The sequence below is a fragment of the Undibacterium sp. 5I2 genome (assembly GCF_035019605.1).
Classification (GTDB): Bacteria; Pseudomonadota; Gammaproteobacteria; order Burkholderiales; family Burkholderiaceae_D; genus Undibacterium.
This window is the reverse complement of sequence record NZ_JASJVS010000002.1, coordinates 92,039-118,394: the sequence shown is the minus strand read 5'-3', so window position 1 is coordinate 118,394 and position 26,356 is coordinate 92,039. Positions and strand designations below refer to the sequence as shown.

Genomic DNA, 26,356 nt, shown 5'->3' with positions numbered 1-26,356 from the left:
TCCTGCGCTTTCTCAGTAATTGCTGCGCTTTTTAATAATTTGACCGCCACGCTCGGCAAATTGCCCTCATTTACACCGTCAGCACAGCAGTTAACAGTGTTTTATGGTGTATTTAATAATTCAATTAACGCCGATTCTCGGCGCGGCCGCGCCCTTCTCATTTATACTGCGCCCATTCACTTCAATCAAGAGCGCGGGCGGCGCCAGACATCATGCATATTTTATTAGTGGAAGACGATACAGTTCTGGCCGAAGGCGTCTCACACATGCTGCGTGAACAAGGCATGCTGGTCGACGTCGTGCATACCGGCCGCGACGCCGTGTTCCATGCCACGCATCAGAAATACTCAGTGCTGGTACTCGACCTCGGCTTACCCGACATCGACGGCTTTGAAGTACTGCGCCAAGTGCGCCGCCACGGTGCCATACCGGTATTATTACTGACCGCGCGCGATGCCATCCTCGATCGCGTGCAAGGCTTTGAACTCGGTGCCGACGATTATCTGGTCAAACCATTTTCCACCCTGGAATTGGTGGCGCGCCTCAAGGCGCTGGTACGCCGCAGCGCCCCGGTAGCAGCCGAAATTCGCCTCGGCCAACTCACGCTGGACCCGGCCAGCAAGCGCGTCTGCGTCAACGCTCAGCCCATCGATTTATCGGTGCGCGAATGGACCCTGCTCGAATACTTGCTCAAACAAGAGTCGCGCGTGGTCTCGAAACAGCAAATCATCGACGCCATTCTGCAGCACGGCGAAGACCTCAGCGTCAATGCCATTGAAGTCTATGTCTCACGCCTGCGTATCAAGTTGCACCAAGCCGGCGTCATCATCCGTACCATTCGCGGTTTCGGCTATATGCTGGAAGAACAACAATGAGTAACGCCACACAAGGCCAAACCAGTATTCGCCGCAGCTTGTTGAAATGGTTGATCGCGCCGCTGTTACTGGTCAATATGATCGGTGGTGGCTTGGTGTACTGGTTGGCGTGGACCCCGGCCCAGATCGCCTTTGATCAAAGCCTGGCCGATACCTGCTGGGTGCTCGGCACACGCCTCACGCAAGAGCCAGACCAGCAAATCCGAGTTGATCTGCCCTCGCCGGTCGAACAAGTACTGCGCTTCGACCACTACAATACGATTTACTTCGCCATTCGTGACAGTCACCAGGCCACCCTCGCCGGCGACCGTGACTTCCCGCTGCTGCCACCACCGCCGACACTGCGAGAGCCGCATTTCTTCAATGGCAAGATGCGTGGCGAAGAAATTCGCATCGTCAATATCAGCTTTACCATCGGCGACCAGACGATACTGATACAGGCTGCCGAAACCCTGAAAAAACGCAATGCGATTCAAGCGCGCATCATCACGGCACTCATGCTCATCGAGGGTTTGTTGACGATTTTTTTGCTCGGCGTGGCGTGGATGGCGGTAACCAAAGGCTTACTGCCGCTGAAAAATATTCAGACCGATCTCAATGCGCGCAATTTCGATGAATTGTCTGCCTTGCCGGTACAAGAAACCGCGCTCGAACTCAGTCCGGTCGTCAGCGCGATTAACCGTTTATTGAGAAAAATCGAAATCGGCAGCCATGCCCAGCAAGAATTTCTAGCCAACATCGCGCACCAATTGCGCACACCCTTAGCCGGGCTGAAAGCCCAAATCGAATGGTTGCAAGAGAAATATGCCGATGAAACGCATACCGCTCGCTCGGTCGCGCTGATGATGATGTCGACCGAACGCATGATTCGTCAAACCAATCAATTACTCGCCTTAGCCAGAGCCGAGCCGAGCAAGTTTGAAAAAAACCGCCTCGAAGCGCTTTCGCTCGAACTCATCGTCACCGATTGCATGCCCAATTTTTTAGCGGCAGCCGATCGTAAACACATCGACCTCGGCTTCAATCTGCAAGCCGCCACGATCTTTGCCGATGCCTTCTTGCTGCGCGATTTGATTGAAAACCTGATCGACAATGCCCTCAGTTACACCCAAGCCGGCGGCATCGTCACAGTCAGCACCGAAACGCGCGCCGATGCCGTGATTTTCTCGGTCGAAGACAATGGGCCCGGCATACCCGAAGCCGAACGCGCACTGGTTTTTCAACGCCATTACCGCATCAACGAAAGCAGTCAGAACAAAGTCAGTGGCAATGGCATAGGCTTAGCCATCGTCGCCGACATCGTCAAAGATCATAATGCCCACATCAGCATTGCTGATGCGGCCGGCGGCGGCACCCTGTTTGCGGTGCTGTTTCCGCGCCAAAAAGATTAGAGCAATATTGGCGCATTGGTCCACGCATACGTACTGAGGTGTTGATGGGTGAACGGGCAAGCTATGGCGATCAAATACAAAAGGCTTGTCAGTCGATAACATTACCCCAACTGCCAGGGAAGCGCACGTCGGCGACGGAAAATATTGCAAGCCGAATTGCGATCACGATCATGTATCGGCTGCCGTACCAGTGCTGGCCTCACTCTTAATCTTGGTGGCCCGGGGCGGAATCGAACCACCGACACAAGGATTTTCAATCCTATCTGTTACCGTTGCTTTATCCAACTATCACCAGCAAAACAAGCACTTGACAGTTGCTTGACGTAATCTCGAACTGCTCATTTCATTTGCGGACATTAACGCCTTTCTTAGAGGCGACGCTTTTCTTAGCAGTTACACCCTGAAGTGGGCCTTTCGTTGTTACACGCTTAAGTGGAGCTTTCGCTGTCACACCCATGTCGCGAATTAATACATCAGCAGGGATATTCATGCCAGCGTTTAAGTTTCGAATCATGCGTAAAGTTAACGTTCTGCTACGGGCCATAACTTCATATACACGACTTGTATTGCCAATCATAGGAGCCAAATCTTTTGGGGTTTTTCCTTGTTGGTCCATTCTAAATTTAATGGCCTCAATAGGATCTGGCGGAGCAATTGGATAATGCTCCTGCTCATAACGCTCAACGAGCATCATGAGAATTTCGAAACGATCCCCGTCAGGTGTGCCTGGAATTGGTTGGTCATCAAAAAAAGCCGAAACTTCGCTTAATGCGGTTTTGTACTCTCCACTGGTTCTCAGTATTTTAAGTTCCATATCACACCTTCATTTCTATAGTTGCGGCATTCACCTTATCGTATTCCGCGTGGGTGCCAATAAACTTAATGTAGACGGCACCAAATTGGTACGCGACGGAAGTAATTAATCGATAGGAATTTCCTTTAATATTAAATACAACACGATCATTGCCTACAAAACTAGCGTTGGCGTATTGATTTTTAATATCTTGCGGCGTTTTCCAAGAGGCATGTTCCACTTCTGCATGCCATGCCTTCAGTGGCTGCTCTGCATCTGGGCAATTCGTCCAAAAAGCGACAAGCTGATTTTTAGAAAATATTCTCATAGGCTTAAGTGTAGTCCCATTTTGGGACTTACGCAAATTGTTGCCATATATAGCAGTCGTTGCTAATTGATGAATTTACCAGTTTCACCAATCAGGGAAAACATAAGAACATAAGAAGCCTCCGGCGGTGTGCGCCACTACAGTCTTGTCAGATACCGAGCGTTTCAGGCTATAACTTAGAAAATGCTTTGGATAAACTGGGAGACGTGAATTTGTCCGACCAGTGCCTCGCTGACGCGATAAATATCTCGGCGGTTTGCGGCGTGTTCGAAGCGCGATATGGCTGCACCGGAAGCCAATGCAGCACCTTGATCGAATGGTAAACGTGCTGTACCAAGTTTGAACATAGGGTCGTGACGCAGCGTATTGGCGTCGTTACCGTCTTCATCAAAAATCTGACCAGGGTTTGAAACCCCGGCCTTCAGAGGCTGTCGCAAAAGGGTATTGAGTCGGTATCATTACCCCAACTGGTGGCCACGTCATTCCTGCGCGCTTTTGGCAGGAACCCAGCGGCGTTCGTGCTTAACTGAAAATGCCAGAAATTGTGGCATTTTCAGTGTAAAAAACGACGCTGGGTTCCCGCCAAAAGCATGCGGGAATGACGAGATATGCGGTGTTTCAGATAAAAAAAAACGTCCTCCAGGCTTTTGCGACAGCCGCTGAAGGACCGAGCTTTCCGCTCAGATCTGGTAAATTAAACGTGAGAATGAAGCAGATTGTGCTCACTGCTACCGAGCACAGGAAAAATACTGCTACTTGTCAGCAAACTGTCAGCTTGACGTCATGCTCCCGACAGCTTGGCTTGCGACAATGATCGCACTTACTGTGAGATCACCATGCCCCCTTCTTTCCCTATCCGACCGGCCTTACGCCGTTCTTTGTTATGCGCCGCATTCGGCAGCTTACTCCTCGGCTGCACCTGCCAAGCACAGACCAGTCAGAGCGACAGCGCCTGCATGAGCATTCCCGAACTGAGCTTACAACAAGCCTTGCAACTGGCGCTGTCATGTAACCATGATCTGAAAAGCGCCCGCATCGCCATCGACAGCGCCGCGGCCGCCAGCACCATTGCCGCAGCCGCGCCCAACCCCAGCATGACGATACAAACGGCCGGCATCAATCCGCACCTGGGCATCGGTGCCGCTGGCTTACGCAGTAAAACAGTCGACAGCACTTGGCGCATCGATCAGTTGATCGAACGCGGTGGCAAGCGCGAACTGCGCAGCGCCAATGCCGAATTACTGCTGCAAGCCAGTCGCCACGATGCCAGCGACACCCGCAGGCAGTTACGTCAAGCCGCCAGCGCTGCGTATTTCGATTTAATTGCAGCACAATACAAACTCGCCATCAGCCGCACCACCAGCACGCTGTTCAAGTCCACCGTCGCCGCTGCCAATGCACGTCAACAAGCCGGCGACCTGGCCGGTGCCGACGCCGCCCGCATCCGTATCGATGCGCTGCGTGCCGCCAGCGATGCACGCCAAGCAGCGGCCGACTTGTTGCGCACGCAAAGCGCCTTGCTGATCATGTTAGGCGTCGACGGCGACCCGCAGCTGCTGCGCGCCATCGATGATTGGCCCGGCATGCCGAGCTTGCCGCTACCGGCCAGTAATGAGTCCATGCTGGCACAACGGGCTGATGTCAAAGCCGCGCAAGCACGCGTCGAAGCCGCCATAGCAGGACGCAATCTGGCACTGGCAGCCAAGACGCGTGATATTTCGGTCGGTGTACAGTTTGAACATTACCCCACCAGCCTCGGCAACCAACAAGGCTCGGGCAACAGTTACGGGGTTTCAGTACAAATTCCTTTATTTACCCGTTACGAATTTCAAGGCGAAATACGAGCCGCCGAAGCGGCGCTCGATGCCGCGCGCGACAATCTCGACAAAACCCGCGCCGCCGCGCGCGCCGATTGGCTGTTAGCAATTGAGACGCAAGCCGCCGCCAGCGAGCAGGTCATGCGCTTTCGAAGCGAATTACTGCCGGCCGCCCGGCTGTCGGCCGAAGCGGCTGAATACGCTTTCAAACACGGTGCCTTGGCGGTAATGGATGTACTCGATGCGCGCCGCATCTACCGCGCCACCGAAATGGATGCCATCAACGCACAAAGCGATTTAGCCAAAGCACAAGCGATGCTCAACACGACAATTTTGGAACTGGATAAATAATGACCCTCGCAAACAAGCCAACGCTGCTGTGCGCCACCCTCGCCCTGCTGTGCCTGTGCGCCTGCAGCAATAAAAATGCGGCACCGGAAACGCCGAAAGCCGCCGCTGCCGCCCATCCGGGCAGCATCAACTATCCAGTCAATGCGCCGCAACTGAGCATGATCAAAGTCAACCCACTCAAACTGCAAGCCCTGCCGGCTGCCGACACCATGAATGGCCGCCTCAGCTACGATGAAAATCTTACGGCACGCGTGAGCTCACCGGTATTGGGACGATTGCTCAGCGCACCGGTGGAAATCGGCGATACCATCAAGAAAGACGCCACCTTGGCTCTGCTCGACTCACCCGACTTGGCCGCAGCCGATGCCGACTGGGCCAAAGCCAAAGCCGATGAAACCCGCAAACAACTGACACTCACACGTTCACAACAATTGTTTGAACACGAAGTCATCGCCCGCAAAGACCTCGAGGGTGCCCAAGCCGATTACCAACAAGCGGCCGCCGAAACGCGTCGCGCCGCGCTGCGCATGCGTAACCTCAAAGCAGTCGGGAATGAAAACGGCAGCTTCGCGCTCAAAGCGCCGATCGCCGGCATGATCGCCGACAAGCAAGTTAATCCCGGCATGGAAGTACGCCCCGATGCAGCAGCGCCGCTGTTTGTAATCAGCGATCTCAGCCATCTGTGGGTAGTGATTGACGTTCCCGAAGCTTACCTCGGACAAGTTCAAATCGGCCAGAAGCTGGCATTGGAGTTCGATGCCTATCCGAACCAACTGTTTAGCGCCGAAGTGGCGCGAGTCGGACTGGCACTTGATCCCAGCACACGTCGCATCCAAGTCCGCGGTGTGGTTTCCAACCGCGACATGAAGCTGCGCCCGGAAATGTTCGCCAAAGTTTCCTTCCTCGCCGCCGGCGACAAGCAAGGCTACCGCATTCCCAACACCGCCCTCATCGTCGAAGGGCTGTACAGCTATTTGTTCGTGGAAAAACGTGCCGGCGAATTCGAGAAACAAAAAGTACATATACAAAGCAAGGGGCGCGACGCCAGCTTTGCCGATGCCGAACAAAATCCCGCCTTGAGCGAAAACCTGAACATTGTCAGCGAAGGTGCCTTGTTACTCAATGCCGAGGTAGCCACCCATGCTCAATAAATTTGTCGACTTCGTGCTGACTCAGCGCGTCTTCGTGCTGCTGCTCACGCTCGCCTTGGTGGTACTCGGCTACCGTTCGCTCAGCAATTTGCCGATCGAAGCCTTTCCCGATGTGCAGGATGTACAAGTCCAGATCGTCACCCAATTCACCGGCCAAGCCGCCGAAGAAGTCGAGCGCGCGGTGACCTTACCGATAGAACGAGAAATGAGCGGCGTGCCGGGGCAAACCCAGTTGCGTTCGGTCTCGATCACCGGCTTATCGGTGGTGACGCTGAGCTTTGAAGATGGCACCGACGATTATTTTGCCCGCCAACAGGTACTCGAACGCTTACAAAACGTCACTCTGCCAAGCGGCATACAAGCCAGTATCGCGCCACTCTCAACCGCAGTCGGCGAAATTTATCGCTACGTGATCGATGCCCCGGCCGGAATGTCGGAAAACGATATCCGCACCTTGCAAGATTGGGTGATTCGGCCGGAATTGCGCATGGTCTCCGGCGTCGCCGACGTGGTCAGCTTCGGCGGCACAGTCAAAGAATACCAGGTGCAGGTCAATCCCGATGCACTCAAGCGCTATGGCGTAACCCTGGACCAGGTCAGCCTGGCCCTGACCAACAACAGCAGCAATGTCGGCGGCGGCGCAATACGCCGCGGCGATGAAGCCTTGATCGTGCGCGGCGTTGGCCTGTTCGAGCACAAGGAAGACTTAGGGCGCGTCATCATCGCCGCCAAAAACGGTAAGACGGTCTTGGTATCGGATGTGGCGGCGATAGAAATCGGCAGCCGCCCACGCTCCGGCATCGTCTCCCTCAACCAAGGTGACAGCTATGTGCTAGGCATCATACAGATGACCAAAGGTGGCAATGCCGCCAAAATCATCGCCGAACTGAAGAAAAAAATCGCTCTGGTGAATGCCAAATTGCCGCCCGGCGTGAAACTGCATGAAATTTACGACCGCACCGAACTGCTCAACCACACCGTCAAGACGGTAGTCGAAAATCTGTTGGTCGGTGCCCTGTTGGTGATAAGCATCCTGATCATTTTTCTGCGCAACTGGCGCGCCGCGCTGATCGTGGTGACCGTCATTCCACTTTCGCTGCTGTGCGCTTTCATCATGCTCGATTTGCGCCACATCCCGGCTAACCTGATCTCACTCGGCGCGGTCGACTTCGGCATCATCATCGACAGTGCCGTAGTGTTGGTGGAAGCCTTAATGGTCAGACTGGCCCTCAAACAGCACGAACAACATGGTAATCTATTCTTGTGGCGCAAGCACATACTGAAGGAAACCGTGGTCGAAATGGGCCACCCTATTCTGTTTGCTAAAGCCATTATCATCGTCGCCTTCATTCCTATTTTCACATTTCAACGCGTGGAAGGAAAAATCTTCTCGCCAGTTGCGCTGACTTTGAGCTTCGCCATGCTCGGTGCATTGATACTGACGATGACGCTGATTCCTACCTTGCTGACGCTATCGATGAAACACCACAGCCTGGCCGAACGCCATAGCCTCTGGATGAGCAATCTGCAAAACTGGTACCGTAGCAGCTTGCAAGGCGCAGAAAAACGTAAAACTGCCGTGCTCGGCACATCGGGCCTGCTATTGGCGCTCACGCTGGGTTTGGCACCGCAACTCGGCAGTGAATTTTTACCAAAGCTCGATGAAGGCAATATCTGGCTCACTGTCAGTCTGCCGCCCTCGACCGCACTGGAAAAAACCAAAGAAATCGAACGCCAGGTACGTGCCATTTTGCTCAGCTATCCGGAAGTCCGCCAAGTTGTGGCACAAGTCGGCCGCCCCGATGACGGCACCGATCCTAAGGGACCGAACAATATGGAAATTTTGGCCGATCTGAAGCCACGCAGCGAATGGAAATTCGCCAGCAAAGAAGATTTAATCGAAAACATGAGTGCTAAAATTGCCGTCTTACCCGGTGTGCCGACCAATTTTTCGCAAGTCATTCAAGATAATGTCGAAGAATCGCTGTCAGGGGTGAAAGGGGAAATTGCCATCAAATTGTTCGGCCCTGACCTCGATGTATTGACACAAAAAAGTGAACAAATCGCGGCCATACTCAAACAAATACGTGGCGCGGCCGACGTCGAAGCGGTAAAAATCGGCGGCCAGAGCGAGCTCAACATCGTCATCGACCGAGAAAAAATCGCTCGCCTCGGCATTAACGTCAGCGATGTCAACAACACCATACAAACCGCGCTGGCCGATACACCGGTCAACAGTTTCTATGAGGGTGACAAACGTTTCGACATCACCATTCGCCTCAAAGCTTCCGAACGTGAATCGATCGACCACATCGGCCGCTTGCAAATCAATCTGCCTAACGGTGCCGGCACCATCGCCCTGGCCGACCTGGCACACATCAGCCAACGGCAAGGCCCCGGTCGTATCAGTCGCGAAGCCGGCGTGCGCAATGCCTCAGTCAAAGCCAATCTGCTCGGCCGCGACCAAGGCAGTTTCGTCGCCGAAGCCCAGCAAAAAGTGCGCGAACAAGTCCATCTGCCGCCCGGTTATACCGTCATCTGGGGTGGCCAGTTTGAAAACCAGGAACGTGCCGTGAAACGCCTGGAAGTGATCGTGCCGATCACCATTTTCCTCATCTTCTCGCTGCTGTTCTGGGCCTTCCGCTCGGTGCGCATGGCCTTGCTGATACTGGTCATGCTACCGCTGACGATGATCGGCGGTATCGCCGGACTGGCGCTGGCCGGCTTGCATTTTTCCGTCTCGGCAGCGGTCGGTTTCATTGCCGTGGCCGGCATTTCGGTACAAAACGGTGTGATCATGCTCGAGCAAATTCTCGATTTTGAAAAGCACCAGCCGGCCGACTATCCGAGCGCTATCGAAGGTGCGGTCGCCCGTTTGCGACCGATACTGATGACAGCCTTGATGGCCGGCCTCGGTCTGTTACCAGCGGCACTGTCGCATGGCATCGGTTCTGAAACCCAGCGGCCGTTTGCCGTCGTGATCGTCGGCGGCATCGTCTCGGCCACCGTATTCACCTTGCTATTGCTGCCGCTGATTTATACCTTGTTCAAAGATACCCCGAAAGAAGAGTAAACCTGGTCACGGCACATATTAATCGAGTGCAAGCTTGCAACACCAGTAGTCAGTCGAGTTAATTTCCGGTTTGACTTGGCTTGACTGAATACGCTGATTATGCGCATAATCAGCGCATCATCAGCACATCATCAGCACAATGGAGAGATATAATGTCAGCACGGTTCAGCGTAGTTCTATCGGATGATCTCAACCGAGACATAGATAAAGCCGTAGAGGCAAACGAAACTAACAAGAGTGAGTTGTTACGCAAGGCGCTGCAACTCTATCTTGCGGCGCTCGATGGCAAAGGGCGCGGCCTGAAATTAGGTTTGGTTGATCCTAAAACCGAAAAAATGCAAACGGAGTTTATTGGCCTATGAGTAACAGCATTGACCTGAACAGCCCACCACCAAATCACAACTACAGCATTAAAGTTGACCCAAAAGAAACGAACGGCGAACGCACAGTTCGCCTGTTCAAGGATGTCGCTTTATTTTTGGTAGCAATCTGTTTCGTTATCTTGCTTGCTTTCCTCTGCTACAGCACACTGACATCGAGTACCACCACAGCGGAAGAAAAAAAATGGGCAATGTCGATACTATCCGGTGCCGCCGGTGGCATTATCGGCTAGCTGCTACGCAAATAGAAATTTGCTATTGAACGTACGATAGAAAATCAAGCACACCCTTCAACATACCTCAGTTGCCTCAGCCGCTTACCTGTACCGGCAGCGACGGTACAGGCAGCTCACATGCGGCTGACAAACCCAGTTGTATAATGCTAAGCTGCAGGTCCCGACCAACTGACTGAGACAATACGCATGCTGGAATTACGCCCGAACTGCGAACACTGCGACATCGATTTAGCGCCCGCCTCCGAGGCTGCGCGCATCTGCAGTTATGAATGTACCTTTTGTGCCGCTTGCGCCGAACACGTCTATGCCGATATTTGCCCGAATTGCCAAGGCCGCTTGGTGCCGCGTCCGATACGACCGGCAGCAAAACTGCTGAAAGATCCGGCCTCGACGCGGCGCGTACACCGTCCCTGAATTAAGCCAGCGCCCGCCCGCCCATCACCACGATCGCTCCCCATGTCCAGTTCCAGTTTCAGTTTAAGCCCGCGTCATCTTCTGACCGCCCTCACCGTCATCATCCTGTGGGGTATGAACTTTGTCGTCATTAAAATCGGCCTCAAAGGCATTCCACCATTTCTGATGGGAAGCCTGCGCTTCGCCTTGGTCGCCTTTCCGGCCATCCTGTTCATCCCGCGTCCGCGCGTTCCACTACGCTTACTGATCGGCTATGCCTTGGCAATCAGCCTGGGCCAATTCGCCTTCCTGTTTTCCGCCATGGCCGTCGGCATGCCGGCTGGATTGGCTTCGCTGGTACTGCAGGCGCAGGCATTTTTTACGGTTGGCTTTTCTGCCCTGGTATTCGGCGACAAGCTTCGCGCCAGCAATTTGTGCGGCATGCTGGTAGCAGCACTGGGCCTGCTGTTACTGGCCAGCGCCAGTCTGAGCAATGCTACCGCGCCGGTCAGTTTACCGGGCTTTCTGCTGACGCTGTGCGCGGCGTTGTCTTGGGCCGCCGGGAATGTCATCAATAAAAAAATCGGCCCGACCGCCGTGCTCAGCCTGGTATCGTGGAGCGCGCTGGTGCCGATCTTGCCATTCTTTGCGCTGTCCTGGTGTTTCGAAGGCTGGCCTCTGATACACAGCAGCCTCGTCAATCTGAGTCTGCCATCGGCGCTGACCATCGTTTATCTGGCCTTCGCCGCCACCTTAATCGGTTACACCTTATGGGGCAAATTACTCGGTGCCCTGCCGACTCACTTGGTGGCACCACTGACGCTGATGGTACCGGTAATCGGCCTCACGGCCGCCTGGCTATTGCTCGGCGAAGCGCTGTCGGCACGCCAGATCGGCGGCGCCTTGGTGATCATGCTGGGTTTGCTGATCAATGTATTCGGGCAGCGTCTGTTACAAAGTGTGAAGACGGTCTGGCGCTAACTGCTGCCGAACACATCTCCCTGACTCGGCATTAGACAGCGAATCGATGAGTTCACTGGCTGTGGCCGATTACACTTCATCATCTTGGGCAAAATAAGGCACCAGCACAAGCCATCGCAGCGTCATAAATGAACGTTTTTTGAAAGATAAAGCAGCGCTGAGAGATCTTTAATATCAGTGTATTTTTCAGACTGCGCACTGATCAATCGTTCATCTTGCTGCCATGCGCTTACTCTTTATAAAAAGATATTTCATGCCACGCATCTCTGGATACTCGCCGCCATCTCAAATTGCCCATTCACAAATTTCGCCAGCTTCCGCAAGGGCACATCTCAGCATCGTCAGTCAATTGACTACAACGTTCAATATCAATGATACCTTAGCTGGAGCAATAGCATTCCCAGCTTCCTCTTCCACATACCTGCCCCAAATTGATAAAAGCACGCAAACCTCGCACTCCGATGAACTGCGTGCCGCGACATTAGCCAATATTGCAGACCTTTTCAAAGGTGCAGATAACCAGATGGACGTTGGAAAACGCCAAAACCAAGAGTTGGCATGGGAATTTGAACAAAAGTCTACGGTCACATGCAACCAAGGAAGCACGGCAGGCGATTGTGTCTGCCTGCCGCCGGATGTTCTCGTTTATAAAGTCAAGAAAGGAAATGCTTTTGAGCTTGCCTATAACTGTCCAGAGCTAAATGGCACTGGATTTGGTGGAATTCGCAACCTCCCACCAGATCAATTGGCGACGATTATGGATAGTTATGCGGTAGCCGCAGCGGAAATAAAACAAACTTGCAAAGAAAATGGCGAGCAAGTATTGTTGCTGATTGCAAATTCCGGGCGAGAAGCTGCGCGTCGTGTCGATGGCGCTTACGCGATCACGGACAACAGTAAGATGATCTGGGAGAAAGCCTTCATTGCGGATAGATGTGCAGAACAATTCGGCTCGCTGCTGCGACCTTGCTATGCAGATTCCCTCGATAAATTCACAAGGTCTTATTTGGCTCAGATTGATGCGGCAGAAGCGCAATTCCAAGCAGGATGCATCAACCATAATCAATTGCAAAAGGCGCGTAAACAGGCACACGATGCCGCAACGATAAACATGGAAACATATGCGTATCAAGCCTTGGCCTTACTTGGCTACAGCCGTGATGTCAGCGAATGTTGCAATATTGATAACGGACGTCCCTATTTATTCGGGCGACCCGTCAACGGTTTGATCAACGATAGGGCAGCACTTAATTTAAGTAAAACAGAAGGAAAGGTACTCGACTATACAAAATTCGCCCTCATCAATGTCAGCGTTGATGAGGGCGTCAATAAATTCGCTGCAGCCCTAGCCAGAGAAAAATTTCATCTCAGCGCGGAGGCCGCCGCGCTGCCGACAATAGCCAAACTCAGAGGTTTCACCTATGACGTAGGAGGACTTGACCAACTATTCCATTTCAAAAAAGGCTGCGAAGAAGATCCTACACTCAGAACACAGCTTTCGGACGATGAACTCGCCACACTCCGCCTGAGCTATTTCAGAGCAGTTAGCGAATCTGAGGGCATAGCCGGTGTATCGACTGCGCTGAAAGAATTTCTTGCCTTGGGCTTAAAGCCACTTTTCAAACCAAATGGTACCGGACAAAGTAAAGGCATCATCGGCTACCGAACCGGCGAATCAGCGGAAGACTTCGCACATCGCTTTGAAACGAATCTAAACGACATCGAACGAGATTTTGGCAAAGGAGCTGGCTATCCCTTTTTTGTCATGCCACTATTGAGTTTAGCTGAAACAAGCGCAGGCGAAATGTATGACTTACGATTTGCGACCTACCAAAAAATTAATAGCGAAGGCCAAGCAAGGATTCATTCCATCCCGCTTATTTTAAAGAAAGAACCCGCGAAAACGCTCAAAGAAAAACAGCAGATTGCCGAATTTTCACCCACCAACGTCAGCTTCGCGGTCGCCAAAACAGGTCGCCCAGGAACTGACTTCATCGTTCCATTATGCACCGAAAGCGGACTCAAGCAAGCTGGGCTGAGCAAAGAACAAGCCTTGAGTATGAGTCTTTACTTCAGTTCATTTCAAAATTGGCTACTCACAAACAAGTATCCGCGCTCGCTTAGCACTCGCGATTAAGCAATTCATGCCGCCACGGATACCAAGCGATGCGCGTCCGTGAAAAATCAGCTCAAAGCCGCTCTGGTATCACAGGCAGTACCACATACGAAGGGCACGAGCGGTTCGAATAAAGGGTATTGTGGGCAATCAGTATTCCTCCCGCTTGGCCTTCCGCCGCCCCGGTATTCGGATTAGTGTCAAATTTCGGGAAATTACTACTGGAAACATCTATCCTTATACGATGCCCAACTTGAAACAGGTTACTGACCGGGAATGCCTCGATCTGTATCAAGTAAATTTCATGAGGTACCAGCAAAGTCGGCGCTTCCCAAGAATGCCGGTAGCGAGTTCTCAGTATCCCATCAGTCAATATCATCTCGTAGCCATTCGGATAGTCTTGATTTGGCGGATAAACGTCGATGAGCTTAATCGTGAAATCGGTATCGAGGCAATCCGAAGAAATCCACAGATGCGCGCTGACTGGGCCAGTGAGTTCTACGGCATGGCGCAATACGGTCGTTTGAAATACCAAGACATCACTGCGTTGCGCCAGCGGCGCATACGGTGCCATAGCACCGAACACCGCAGGTCCGGTGCGCTGATCATACGCGCCGCCAAACATGAATGGCTCTGAAGACGTGACTGCGCCACCGATGGTCGGTACCGGATTAGCAGGATCGTATACGTAACGACGCTGTCCCTGCTCGGCAAACGGTGCGTGCGCAGACAAGCCACCATCAGCTTGCAGATAGTACTTGGACCACACCGTATCGGGCAAAGGCCAATCAGATTCATCACGCCAGCGACCGCCATGCTGCATGCGTCCAGCAGTATTTTTTTTACCGCAGCCACCACCCATGACAAAAATTTTGACCTTAGCCAGCAGAACTTCACCGCAATACCTGGCCTTCAGATGTTGATCAAACCAATCCAGACGCATTTCCATAAAATTTTTCTTCATGCAATAATCCAGGCTCGCGCATTCCCCGAACTCCACATCGCCGGCATGGGTGTGAGAGCGGTCACCATGTCGCCACGGCCCCAATATCAGATGCAGTGGCCGAGCAGGAAAACGACGCGACAAAGCAGAAAAATTTTCGGCCGCCGACCTTGAGTAGGGATCAAACCACGACGACATGAAAATGATTGCCGCAGCAGGGAATTGTTCGTAGTAAGCTTGCGCACATAATCCGATTTGCTTCCAATATGCATCGAAATTACCATGTTCCCATTGCTCAAAAAAATATTTTTCGTACTCCGGCACCGAGCTCAGCGGCGAATACCCGCGTCGCCACTGATGCAATTGCGTCAAGCACTCGCGCATAGGCGCGACGCGCAAATCGTGCGCCTCACCAGAAGAAATTGACCGTGCCGTTTCATTAATACGATTGAAGGCCCACATCGCTTGCTTCAACTCAAACGCACCGCCCTGCCGAATACCACCTTGAAACGCATTGGAAAAACCACCCGAGTCCCATAACATGGCGACCACGCCGGGCGCACCGGCACTGGCAAGCGCAGCTTGAGTATGCGCCGCATACGATAAGCCCTTGGTTGCTATCCGACCGTTGCTCCAAGCTTGGCGAACAATCCACTCACACATATCAAAGCCATCCTGTCCTTCATTGACATATTTAATGAATTTCCCGCCCGACCGGTAGGTACCACGACAATCCTGATAGATCACAATGTAGCCGCGCCGGACAAAAAATAAGGCCAGCTCAGCGCGACTTACAGCGCGCTCTCGGGTACACGACACTTCGCTACGACTGGGCGCATTTTTATTATAAGGAGTGCGTTCCAAAATGACTGGAAATCGTCCGACTACCCTCCGCTTCTGGCAAGCCGGAAAATAGATATCACAGGCCAACTCGACGCCATCACGCATGGCGACCAAGACATCGCGTTGTATATACATAGTATGAAAAACTGTTTCGGATGATACATTCATAGGTAATAGACCATCTGCATCGTTAATCAGCAAAAAATTCAAAGAAGTAATGAGACCGACTCAATACACGATGCGCAGACCAGCACCGAACGCGGCGGTGTCATCGGCACCGCCGGGAGCACCATTGAGAATGCCGGGACTATACATATTTGATGCTGTCATCGTTGACGCAGTTGCATATAGCGTAGTCCGCTTGGATAAATAGTACTCACCGCCGACAATGATTTGGGCCAAAGTCCCAGTATCGTTAGCACCAACAAAATCGTAACGCGATTGTATGTAACTGGCTTTCAACTTCCCTTTATTGCCAATCAAATAGTCGAGTCCGACATCGACGATAGCGATATGTCGGTTATTGCTACCACCGGCGGTAAAAGCCCCCGAGCCAGCGGTACTTTTAAATGTTTTGACAAAATCAGGTGCTGCGGGCCCTGCATCAACAATTAAACCTTGAATAACTCTTGAGTAGGTGCCGCGTACGCTGAGCTTGTCCCATTTATAGCGTGCCCCTGCGATCCAAGTTTTAATGCAGACATCACCGGGTCGACCGATATCAACGCTGTGGCAACCGGCACCACTACTGGCACCTTGATCGCTACTGCTGTTAGCAGTCTGCGTGACGTTACCTTTGCGAGACTGCCAGTAAGCGGCCCCAATGGCAAATGGCCCGTCAGCGTAATTGCCCCCCAATCCCAGAGATTGCCCAATTGTGTTGGAACCGACCGACTCGCCGAATCCGTAAGTGATGTTCGCACGAAAGCCGTGCATGGTCGGGGTGCTGTAATACACCATATTGTTTGCTCGGTTACCACCTATCCTGTCGAGATTATTTCCATGCACGGCTGTGATAAAGGTGCCGAAAGGAGTGATGCTGGAATATTGCGAGGCAATTTCATCAGAAAAATCTTTACGCCGTCCCAACTGTAAGTCGCCATGGTCGCCAACGAGACCAAGCACCGAACGTCGACCAAAAATTGCGCCACCCTGCCCAGAAGTGCCGGTGTCAAGGTTGAGTCCACCTTCCAACACAAACAAGGCTTTCAAGTTGCCACCGAGGGATTCAGAACCACGAAAACCAAAACGTGACGCTTGCAACAACCCAGAATGAATCACCGCACGTCCACCGTGCGCAGTCGGCGCATCCGCCGTCGGTGCCGCTACCGCTGTCGTATAGGCGAGACCACTATCAAGAATGCCATACACGTCTACCTTGGATTGTGCGACGACTAAATCAGCGACACTTCCTAAGCATGCCAGTGCAATCAATTGCTTTTTCATACAATGCCTCCGTTATCAGATAAAAATCACCTTTAAAAAATAATTTCACTCAAATATTGAAACGACGTCTCATTTAAAGAATCAATATTAGAAATTGAAAGTTCAATCGTCAAGATTCTTTTTATCAACATTTCAAAAAGAAGCACGAATTTTTTTAAACTATAAAAGATATAATGATCACCGCATCTTATTTCAGAAATAAAATTTATTAATCATTAAAATCAATTACTTAAATATTTTTGAAGCAAAGAAATTTATCTTATATTAAAAATCAATTACTTATAAATATCTTTGTAGAGATTGAATAATTTTTAAAATTTACTTGCCATAGCATTTTATTTTGGACTATATTAAAAACAAATCTGCCAATCGTATCATCTGTCGATACGATCAATTATGATCACTCGTTGATAAAATGGAGAAACTATGTCGGCGAATCTGAGAAAAAAAATGGCGCGTTTTCTAAGCGCAATCTGCCTGGTTTTTTTGTCACTTACCAACCATGCGGCAGATCTGCACATCGGTTACAAAACCGAAGTCACGTCTGCTGATCCCCATGTTTTGTTTGGAAATAATCGTAATATTTGGGGGCACGTCTATGAGACGCTGGTATTTCAGAATGCCACCCTACAAGCCACACCAGGACTCGCTACCGGTTGGCGATCCATCGATGCGCATACTTGGGCATTCGACATACGTCCCAACGTTCGATTTCACAACGGCGCGTTATTGTCGGCCGAGGATGTCAAATATTCGCTCGAGCGCGCTATGCAACTCAAGGGTGCGCGCACCTTCCGCAACTATCTCAAAGACATCAGCGCAGTCACCGTAAGCGGCCCTTTGCGTATAGAAATCAAGACAGTCAGGCCAGCCCCGACCTTGCCAGACAATATAGGTTTGATCGCCATCATGCTGCGTTCAAACAAGCCACTCTCAGAAGAGGACTTCGCCTCAGGAAAGTCGGCGACAGGCACAGGCCCATACAAATTTCGTGAATGGAAACATGGTCAACAAATCAGTTTTGAAAAAAATACTGACTATTGGGGAGCACACGAGCCTTGGACTCAAGTGACATTCCATTTTTTGCCGAAGGATGCGGCGCGCGCAGCAGCATTGCTGTCAGGCTCGGTCGACCTCATCGATTCCGCTTCGAGCACCATGGCGGGAATTTTTAAAAATACAGACAAAATCGATACCACCTCCACGACCTCTTATATGCTGCAGTACCTGCGACTCGATCTGACCCGCGACGACTCGCCGTATATCAAATCGGCAGATCAACACGTATTGAAGAAAAATCCATTGCTCGACCAAAGAGTACGGCAAGCGATGTGCCTCGCTATCGACCGGCCAGGCTTGGTCAAAATGATTATGAAAGGCGATGCTGAAGCCGCATCACAGTTAGTGCCAGAAAAATTTTTCGGTTTCAACGGCAGTTTAACGGTCCCCGCGCATGACACGACCACAGCGCGCGCACTGCTCCGCGCTGCCGGCTATCCACGTGGCTTTCAAATCAGCTTACACTGTTCGAATGACCGCTATCTGAATGATGCAAAGCTCTGTGAAGCCATCGGACAGTTATTGACACAAATAGGGATCAAAACGGAAGTTCGCACCCTCCCCTTCGCCGTCTTTGCCACTCGCTCGATTAACGGCGGCACCGGCGGCACGCCGGAATTCAGCTTGTCGATGATAGGCCAAGGCGCCGTCACAGGCGATGCATTGCCATCCTTGACAACGCTAGCGCACAGCATGGATCGCGCACGCGGCTATGGTGCCAACAATATTACCGGCTACAGCAACAATGAACTCGACGAACTCATTGAACAAGCATCTCTGACAATGGACAATGATCAACGTGCCGCCACCGTCCAGCGCGCCGCACGCCTGCTGTATGACGATGTCGGAGTCATTCCATTATTATTTCCCAAATCAATTTGGGCCTATAAAAAAGAACTCCATTTCACACCTCGCAGTGATGGCTTCACCTATGCCATGAATGTGCGTGTGAGCGAAAAAAAATAGGGGATCCTCATGGTCGACATGCTCCTCAAACGCGTGGCACAAAGCGGTGCTGTTTTGCTTTTCATGTCGCTACTGGCATTTGCCGGAATTCATCTCATCGGCGATCCGATTTATATTCTGGTCAATCCGAATGCGACAGCCGATGAAATCGCTGCAGCCAGCCGACATTTGGGATTGGATCTTCCGGTCTACCAACAGTATTGGCACTTTGCTTGGAACGCCCTGCACGGCGACTTGGGAACCTCATTTGTATTCAACCGGCCGGTTCTGGCATTGGTGGCCGAGCGTATACCGGCGACGCTGGAACTGGCCTTCTGTGCACTACTGCTGGCCATTGGTATTGGCATTCCGCTAGGTTTGATTGCAGGTTTACGGCCAAACGGTGGTCTGCACAAAGTCATCATGGCCGGGTCTGTACTGGGAATCACGATGCCAAGCTTTTGGATGGGATTGCTGTTCATCTTGCTATTTTCAGTCCAACTCGGCTGGTTGCCCTCAGGTGGCAGAGGGCCCACTGTTGATATACTTGGCCTCGACTTGAGCATCACAACTTGGAACGGGGTGCGTCATCTACTATTACCGGCTCTGACTCTGGCGCTATTTAAAATCGCTTTGGTAATCCGGCTCACCGAGGCGGGAACACGCGAAGTCAGTTCACAGGAATTCATTAAATTCGCTCGCGCCAAAGGTGTGAGTGGCGCACGCTTGATGTTCCGTCACATTGCCCCGAATGTAATGATACCGATCATCACCGTACTGGGACTAGAATTTGGTCATTTGATCGCATTTTCACTGGTGACGGAATCAATCTTTGCCTGGCCAGGAATGGGGAAACTGATCATCGATTCGATACTCCATCTTGATCGCCCAGTTGTCGTCGCTTATTTGATGCTCACTCTACTCATTATCATTTCGATTAATTTATGCGTCGATTTTTTGTATCTACTGATTGATCCAAGACTCAGATCAAAATTAAATTGACCGACGCTATCGAGATTCACTTTATCCAAGGGGATTTGCATGCCTACACTCGACGATACTGCTTCAGCTTGCCATGGCCCTACAGCGCCAACACAAGGAATGGACACACTCCCCCCCACTCCCACCAAGTCGCGCCTGCTCAAATCATTTTTTTCCAGTAAAACTGCCCGCATGGCGTCTGCATTGCTATTTCTTTTGGTATTGAGTTCCTTGGCAGCAGGGTGGCTCTCACCGCAAAACCCCTACGACCTCGCGCAAGTATCATTTGCCGATGCCGAGCAAGCTCCCGGCGCAATGAGCCACGATGGTAAGTTATTTTTCCTACTCGGCACAGATGGTGCCGGGCGCGATTTGTTCAGCGCCATCCTGTATGGCTTGAGAATCAGCCTGTTCATCGGCATCAGCAGCGCATTGACTGCGCTGCTCATCGGTACAGCCATAGGACTGGCGGCGGCGTACTTCGGTGGGAAATTCGATGCCTTCATCATGCGTATTGTCGATTTCCAGTTGAGTATCCCAGCCATTTTAGTGGCGTTAATATTACTCGCAGCACTAGGCCAAGGTATAGACAAAACCTTGATCGCTTTAATACTGGTGCAATGGGCTTATTTCGCTCGCCATGTCAGAGCCAGTGCCAGCGTCGAACGACGCAAAGAGTACATCGAAGCGGCCATGAGTCAGGCACTGCCTGCAAGAACGATTATGTTTCGCCATATTTTACCAAACTGCGCAGGCTCCTTGATAGTTACTGCGACACTACAAATGGCGCATGCGATTTCACTTGAAGCGACCATGAGCTTTTTAGGCTTAGGACTACCGCAAACGGAGCCCTCGCTTGGCTTGCTGATCGCAAACGGATTTGACTATCTACTCTCCAATCAATACTGGATCAGTGTGTTTCCCGGCATCGCACTCATGCTACTGATAGGAACGATCAATTTGCTTGGTGACCGTTTGCGCATCGTTGTCAACCCCAAAACAGAATAGTGAAAACAATCATGGTAACTTTACTGAAGGTAGTGGAACTGCAGACGCAATTCAACACGCCGGCCGGAACAGGTATAGCTGTCAATCAAGTTTCCTTTTCGCTGGACGCTGGAAAAATTCTCGGCATAGTCGGCGAATCAGGATCGGGGAAGTCGGTACTGGCCTACTCCTTACTGAACTTGGTCGATCCGCCCGGGAAAGTCAGCGGCGGCCGCATTGAATTCAAAGGCGAATTACTCAGCCATACCTCTGAAAAACGCTGGAATGCCGTTCGAGGTGATCGTATCAGCATGATCTTCCAAGATCCAATGATGTGCCTCAACCCCATCATGAAAATTGGCGAACAGTTAGTTGAAACCCTCAGAATTCATAAAAAAATCAGTCGCAGCGAGGCAGAAAAAATCGCCTGCCACAGCTTGGAACGAGTCGGAATTGCAGCCTGCGCCGCGCGCATGCACTCCTATCCGCATGAGCTTTCAGGGGGTATGCGTCAACGCATCGCCATCGCCAATGCCATCATCAATCAACCCGACTTGATCATCGCCGACGAACCGACCACGGCATTGGATGTCACCATTCAAGCCCAAATTTTATACGAAATGAAAGCACTGATAAAAACAAACAATATGGCTATGTTATGGATTACACACGATATCAGCGTTGTCAAAGATTTGGCGGATGAGCTTTGCGTCATGTATGCCGGATGCATCATAGAACAAGGTCCGACCGAACAAGTCATCCGCGACCCCAGGCACCCTTATACCAAGGGCTTGATCGACGCACTTCCTCAACGCAGCAAACGTGGATCACGGCTACACGCTATTGCGGGAAGTACTCCGTCCCTATTCAATTTGCCCAGTGGTTGCGTGTTTAAGCAGCGCTGTGAGCGACGCAGTACGCAGTGCGATACAAGGCCGGATGCAAGCAGATTCGAATCGCGCATGTTTCACTGCTTCCACCCCTTGGAGAAGAAATGATCCCCTTACTACAGGTAGAAAATTTAGAGAAAAAATTTATCAATGAAATAACTGGAGCACAACGCATCAGGAATTTTTTTTATGCGAACAAAATACCAGCACGCATCCTGCATGCGCTCTCCGACGTGTCGTTAACATTGGCAAGCGGTGAGGTGCTTGGTGTAGTCGGCGAGTCAGGCTGCGGAAAGTCGACCTTGGGACGCATCATTGCTGGCATTTTACCCGCGTCAAACGGCTCCGTATACTTTAATGGACAGCCAGTGCATGCGCACGCCGCGTCCCATCACTTGAACGTGCAGATGGTCTTTCAAAACCCTTATGCCTCATTAAACCCACGCATGCGCATTGATCACAGCATAGGCGACGCCGCGATTTACCACAAAATTATTGACAAGTCCGAGGCCGAAGCGTACACGTCCGAGCTACTACAACAAGTAGGCTTGGAGCACGCATATTTACGCCGTTATCCGCATCAACTTTCCGGGGGACAAAGGCAGCGAATTGCGATTGCTCGCGCCCTCGCTCTTAAGCCGAAATTAATTGTCTGCGATGAGGCTGTGTCGGCGCTGGACGTCTCGGTACAAGCGCAAGTCTTGAATTTACTCATGGATTTGCGCGAAAGAAATAATCTTAGCTATTTATTTATCAGCCACAACCTCGCTGTTGTGGAATACATGGCTGACCGTGTTGCGGTGATGTATCTTGGCCGTGTCGTGGAACTGGCGACAACCGAGACATTGTTCGATCAAGCCCAACATCCGTACACGCAAGCATTGATAGCGGATGCGCCACGAATTGACACGAAACCGATTCATCACCACCCAATTCCCGGCGAATTGCCAAGTCCGCTCGCCCCTCCTGCTGGATGCGCATTCCACCCAAGATGCCCAAAAGCGACAAAGCGCTGCAAAATTGAACGCCCTTTACTCAAAGAAACCACGCCCATGCATTTTTCCGCCTGCCACTTGAATGAAAAATTGTGCTGAACATCAATATCGGCAAAGCCGCCCGGCATCACATTCCACATCGATTTCTCGATTATAATTTCATTCTCGCTCCAGTAATCTGGCAGGCAGGAATCGGCTATGTACTGAGATGGCCGAGCTTTCCCGAGTCACAAACAGATCACTTTTACTCAATTTAGGGCAGCACATGGATTACAAAGTCGAATCAGTCAGCTGCGCCATCGGCTTATTACTTTTCGTGGCGCGCTACCCTGGTCTTGGCGTATCTGAAATTGCACGAAGGTCTGGCAATTCCAAGGCCCGCACGTTCCGCTTACTGTCCACACTGGAAGAGAGCGGGATGGTGCAACGAGATGCCGGCGTCACCTACCGACTGGGCTTCAAAACATTGTATCTGGGGGCAATAGCTAAAGAGCAGATTGATATTGCTCGTTTGGCGCAACCTGTACTTTCCACTATCATCGAAAAATGCGATGAAAATGTCCATATTCGCATTCGTGACGGCGTCGAATCTTTAATGGTCGCACAAGAAACCAGCAAACAACGGGTGCGCATTCATGAAGAACTCGGGACACGACGACCACTGCATGTCGGGGCATCGGGGAAATTATTACTAGCCTTTGCACCGGCCAACATTCAAGAAGCGGTATTGTCTGAGCGCCTGGAAAAATTTACCAACAATACTCTCGTCACGCGCAGCGCATTGGAAGCAGAGTTAGCAAAAATTAATAAATTAGCGTACAGCATTTCGTTTTCAGAACGCGCAGCCGATGTCGTGGCATTTGCCGCACCGGTACGCGACAGCTCGGGCGAAGTCGTCGCCGCGCTTGGCATCGCAGTTCCTTACAGCCGCTTCAACGAAAATAAACTGGACTTTTTTATTGACTGCGCAAAAACCGGAGCGGAAGAATTTTCCAAATTAATGGGCTTTCTTCCCTATTGAACTCGCGTGTTAGTTTAGTCCCATAGTTCGTTTCATGTATCGAGCAAACAACGGTAAGGTAAACGCCGCGTCACCATGAGTCGGACTAACAACTAGCCGGGGTTTCAAACCCTAGTCAGATTTTTGATGACTCTGGTTCTGCCACCGGACACAAGCCGACTGCTCCCTCCAGCAATGATTACTCAAGGCTCAGCAGTTCACTCTGCACATCCTTAAGCTGCGAACATAATTCTGCTATGATGGCAAGTCAACCAGCTCACCTTGAAATCGATCATGCCGCAAATTTGCCCGAAATGCCAGCACCTGCGCCAGCCCGAGGCCGATTGCCCGGACTGGCAATGCCCGGCCTGTGGCGTGGCGTATAGCAAGGCTGGCGATGCGCGAGCTGCGCTGGTGACGACGAGGCGCACGGCGCGTAAGGACAATTCGGGCAGTGCTTGGAAATGGGGTTTGGCCGGCGTGCTGATGCTTGGTCTGGCGCTGCCGATGTATTCGCTGCGGCATAAACAACAGCAGCAGAGCCAGCAGCCAGCCAGTGCCAATGGCCAGCCTTTAGTGGTTTTATATGGCACGACTTGGTGCGGCTACTGTGCCGCAGCACGCGATTTTTTCAAGGCCAACGGCATTGCTTATACTGAGCTAGATGTCGAGAACAGCACCGCCGGCTATGAGGGGCATAAAAAAGCCGGCGGCGGTGGCGTGCCCATCATTCAAATCGGTGAGACGATTATCAAGGGCTACGATGAAGCCGGTCTGCGCAATGTACTCGCGCCGTGGTTACGCCAAAGCTGAATACGGCCGGCACCTTGACTACAGGCCGGTATGCTTGGCGATATAGGCTTTCATGGTCGCGACATCGGTGCTCATGACTTCAAAACGCTGCGGCAAGCCTTCGAGGTGATCGAAACCGGGTGGGCGCAAGGCGTCACGACCCAAGGCTTCGCGTATGGTTTCATTGAACTTGGCGGGTAAGGCTGTTTCGAGCACGATCATGGTCACGCCCGGTTGCCAATGTTCGCGTGCCACCTTGATGCCGTCAGCCGTATGGGTGTCGACGGTAATGCCGTAATTTTTTTCGACGGCGCGGATGGTAGCGATGCGATCGCTGTGCACCGATTTGCCCGACTCAAAGCCGAAGCGGGCAATTTTTTTGAATTCATCGCCATCACTACCAGGCCCGCCGGATAAATCAAAGCCGCCTTCGGTCTCGACTTTTTTGAACAGTGCGGCCACGCGCGCACCATCACCATCGAGCAGGTCATAAATGAAGCGCTCGAAATTCGAGGCCTTGGAAATATCCATCGAGGGGCTGGTGGTATGCCAGGTTTCGGCCGATTTACGCACGCGGTAGATGCCGCTGCGGAAAAATTCGTCGAGCACATCGTTTTCATTGGTGGCGACCACGAGCTTGTCGATCGGCAGGCCCATCATGCGGGCGATATGACCGGCACAGATATTACCGAAATTACCGGAAGGAACGGTAAATGAGACTTTTTCTTCGTTACGCGCGGTGGCACTCAGATAGCCACGGAAGTAGTAAACCACTTGAGCCACGACGCGGGCCCAGTTGATCGAATTGACCGTACCGATTTTTTGCTGTGCCTTGTAGGCCAGATCATTCGAGACTGCCTTGACCATATCTTGGCAATCATCGAACACGCCATCGACGGCGATGTTAAAGATGTTCTCTTCCTGCAAGCTGAACATTTGTGCGGTTTGAAATGCACTCATTTTTTTATGCGGCGAAAGCATGAACACGCGTATGCCTTTCTTCCCACGCATCGCGTATTCGGCAGCGCTGCCGGTGTCGCCCGAGGTGGCACCGAAAATATTCAATTCTGCAGCGTGCTTGGCCAGGGTGTATTCAAACAAATTGCCGAGCAATTGCATGGCCATGTCTTTGAAGGCCAGCGTCGGGCCATTCGACAAGGCTTGTAACACCAAGCGCCGGCCATCTTCGGTTTGCTCCAGCAGTCGCAGCGGCGTGATGTCGGCCGCGGCTTCATCGCTGCGCGCATTGCGGTAGACCTCGGCGGTATAGGTGCGCTGCACCAGTGCCTGCAAATCGGCTGCCGGAATATCGGTGGCGAATTTACTCAACACCGCTACGGCCAAGTCGGCATACGACAGGCTGCGCCAGGCGTCGAGTTCTGCCGAACTGACTTGCGGATACGTTTGCGGCAAGTACAAACCGCCGTCAGGTGCCAAGCCACCCAGCAGAATGGCAGAAAAACTTTGTTCAGCGGCGTAGCCGCGGGTAGAAGCATAGTGCATAAGTGGGAATGAGTGAATTCACAAAATTAAATAGGGATTTTTGCCTATTATAGCAGCGCAAAACCCACGTTAATTCGGTGCCCGCCG

21 protein-coding genes and 2 pseudogenes are annotated in these 26,356 nt (G+C 51.8%); 17 read left to right on the top strand and 6 right to left on the bottom strand.

Going from position 1 to position 26,356, the window contains the following annotated elements; genetic code table 11:
- Positions 1-212: 212 nt before the first annotated feature.
- Together QN359_RS01460 and QN359_RS01455 are read left to right on the top strand one after the other, a co-directional pair.
- On the top strand, positions 213-875 hold the full coding sequence (locus tag QN359_RS01460) for a response regulator transcription factor (protein WP_322248036.1): 663 nt from the start codon (positions 213-215) through the stop codon (positions 873-875).
- The gene (locus tag QN359_RS01455; RefSeq protein WP_322248035.1) at positions 872-2,266 is read left to right on the top strand and encodes a sensor histidine kinase; all 1,395 of its coding nucleotides are present in this window, start codon (positions 872-874) and stop codon (positions 2,264-2,266) included. The genes QN359_RS01460 and QN359_RS01455 overlap by 4 nt, the downstream gene beginning before the upstream one ends.
- A gap of 460 nt (positions 2,267-2,726) precedes the next feature.
- Here the strand turns inward: QN359_RS01455 and QN359_RS01450 are convergent.
- From QN359_RS01450 to QN359_RS01440, 3 genes and pseudogenes are all read right to left on the bottom strand, one after another.
- Positions 2,727-3,080: pseudogene (locus QN359_RS01450) on the bottom strand (helix-turn-helix domain-containing protein); the annotation flags it as partial.
- A gap of 1 nt (position 3,081) precedes the next feature.
- The gene (locus tag QN359_RS01445) at positions 3,082-3,387 is read right to left on the bottom strand and encodes a type II toxin-antitoxin system HigB family toxin (protein WP_322248034.1); all 306 of its coding nucleotides are present in this window, start codon (positions 3,385-3,387) and stop codon (positions 3,082-3,084) included.
- Positions 3,388-3,599: 212 nt separating this feature from the next.
- Positions 3,600-3,773 (bottom strand): annotated as a pseudogene (locus tag QN359_RS01440) (transposase); the annotation flags it as partial.
- 450 nt (positions 3,774-4,223) lie between these two features.
- Between QN359_RS01440 and QN359_RS01435 the strand changes: the two are divergent.
- The 8 genes from QN359_RS01435 (at position 4,224) to QN359_RS01400 (ending at position 13,906) form a co-directional block, all read left to right on the top strand.
- A complete protein-coding gene (locus tag QN359_RS01435) occupies positions 4,224-5,555 on the top strand; it encodes a TolC family protein (protein WP_322248033.1) in 1,332 nt (443 codons plus the stop codon).
- Positions 5,555-6,706, top strand: coding sequence for an efflux RND transporter periplasmic adaptor subunit (locus tag QN359_RS01430; protein WP_322248032.1), 1,152 nt, complete (start codon positions 5,555-5,557; stop codon positions 6,704-6,706). Before QN359_RS01435 ends, QN359_RS01430 begins: the two co-directional genes overlap by 1 nt.
- Positions 6,696-9,779, top strand: coding sequence for a CusA/CzcA family heavy metal efflux RND transporter (locus QN359_RS01425; RefSeq protein ID WP_322248031.1), 3,084 nt, complete (start codon positions 6,696-6,698; stop codon positions 9,777-9,779). The genes QN359_RS01430 and QN359_RS01425 overlap by 11 nt, the downstream gene beginning before the upstream one ends.
- A gap of 152 nt (positions 9,780-9,931) precedes the next feature.
- Entirely contained in the window at positions 9,932-10,141 is a 210-nt protein-coding gene (locus tag QN359_RS01420) for a ribbon-helix-helix domain-containing protein (protein ID WP_322248030.1), read from the top strand.
- Positions 10,138-10,392 carry a hypothetical protein gene (locus QN359_RS01415; protein ID WP_322248029.1) on the top strand — a complete coding sequence of 85 codons (255 nt, stop codon included), beginning with the start codon at positions 10,138-10,140 and terminating at the stop codon, positions 10,390-10,392. The genes QN359_RS01420 and QN359_RS01415 overlap by 4 nt, the downstream gene beginning before the upstream one ends.
- A 189-nt stretch (positions 10,393-10,581) precedes the next feature.
- Complete coding sequence (locus QN359_RS01410) at positions 10,582-10,809, top strand: DUF1272 domain-containing protein (RefSeq protein ID WP_322248028.1); 228 nt, start codon at positions 10,582-10,584, stop codon at positions 10,807-10,809.
- A 42-nt stretch (positions 10,810-10,851) separates the two neighbouring features.
- Positions 10,852-11,769: an EamA family transporter gene (locus QN359_RS01405; protein WP_322248027.1), complete on the top strand. Its 918-nt coding sequence runs from the start codon at positions 10,852-10,854 to the stop codon at positions 11,767-11,769.
- Positions 11,770-12,022: 253 nt separating this feature from the next.
- Positions 12,023-13,906, top strand: coding sequence for a hypothetical protein (locus tag QN359_RS01400; protein WP_322248026.1), 1,884 nt, complete (start codon positions 12,023-12,025; stop codon positions 13,904-13,906).
- A 52-nt stretch (positions 13,907-13,958) separates the two neighbouring features.
- Here the strand turns inward: QN359_RS01400 and QN359_RS01395 are convergent, their stop codons facing one another.
- A complete protein-coding gene (locus QN359_RS01395; RefSeq protein WP_322248025.1) occupies positions 13,959-15,806 on the bottom strand; it encodes a CocE/NonD family hydrolase in 1,848 nt (615 codons plus the stop codon).
- Between the two features lie 93 nt (positions 15,807-15,899).
- Positions 15,900-17,117 (bottom strand): porin, encoded by a 1,218-nt coding sequence (locus QN359_RS01390; protein ID WP_322248024.1) that lies wholly within the window; start codon positions 17,115-17,117, stop codon positions 15,900-15,902.
- 426 nt (positions 17,118-17,543) lie between these two features.
- Here QN359_RS01390 and QN359_RS01385 point away from each other — a divergent pair, with 426 nt between their 5' ends.
- The 7 genes from QN359_RS01385 to QN359_RS01355 all read left to right on the top strand — a co-directional run bounded on the left by QN359_RS01385 (position 17,544) and on the right by QN359_RS01355 (position 24,787).
- On the top strand, positions 17,544-19,142 hold the full coding sequence (locus QN359_RS01385; protein ID WP_322248023.1) for an ABC transporter substrate-binding protein: 1,599 nt from the start codon (positions 17,544-17,546) through the stop codon (positions 19,140-19,142).
- Positions 19,143-19,151: 9 nt separating this feature from the next.
- Complete coding sequence (locus tag QN359_RS01380) at positions 19,152-20,123, top strand: ABC transporter permease (RefSeq protein ID WP_322248022.1); 972 nt, start codon at positions 19,152-19,154, stop codon at positions 20,121-20,123.
- A gap of 99 nt (positions 20,124-20,222) precedes the next feature.
- Complete coding sequence (locus QN359_RS01375; protein WP_322248021.1) at positions 20,223-21,110, top strand: ABC transporter permease; 888 nt, start codon at positions 20,223-20,225, stop codon at positions 21,108-21,110.
- Between the two features lie 11 nt (positions 21,111-21,121).
- On the top strand, positions 21,122-22,087 hold the full coding sequence (locus QN359_RS01370; protein ID WP_322248020.1) for an ABC transporter ATP-binding protein: 966 nt from the start codon (positions 21,122-21,124) through the stop codon (positions 22,085-22,087).
- Entirely contained in the window at positions 22,084-23,073 is a 990-nt protein-coding gene (locus QN359_RS01365) for an ABC transporter ATP-binding protein (protein WP_322248019.1), read from the top strand. The genes QN359_RS01370 and QN359_RS01365 overlap by 4 nt, the downstream gene beginning before the upstream one ends.
- A gap of 166 nt (positions 23,074-23,239) precedes the next feature.
- Positions 23,240-23,995 (top strand): IclR family transcriptional regulator, encoded by a 756-nt coding sequence (locus QN359_RS01360; RefSeq protein WP_322248018.1) that lies wholly within the window; start codon positions 23,240-23,242, stop codon positions 23,993-23,995.
- Positions 23,996-24,268: 273 nt separating this feature from the next.
- Entirely contained in the window at positions 24,269-24,787 is a 519-nt protein-coding gene (locus tag QN359_RS01355) for a glutaredoxin domain-containing protein (protein WP_322248017.1), read from the top strand.
- Positions 24,788-24,805: 18 nt separating this feature from the next.
- On the opposite strand, the gene thrC is transcribed toward QN359_RS01355, so the two are convergent.
- Positions 24,806-26,269: a threonine synthase gene (gene thrC / locus QN359_RS01350; RefSeq protein ID WP_322248016.1), complete on the bottom strand. Its 1,464-nt coding sequence runs from the start codon at positions 26,267-26,269 to the stop codon at positions 24,806-24,808.
- Positions 26,270-26,356 lie beyond the last annotated feature (87 nt).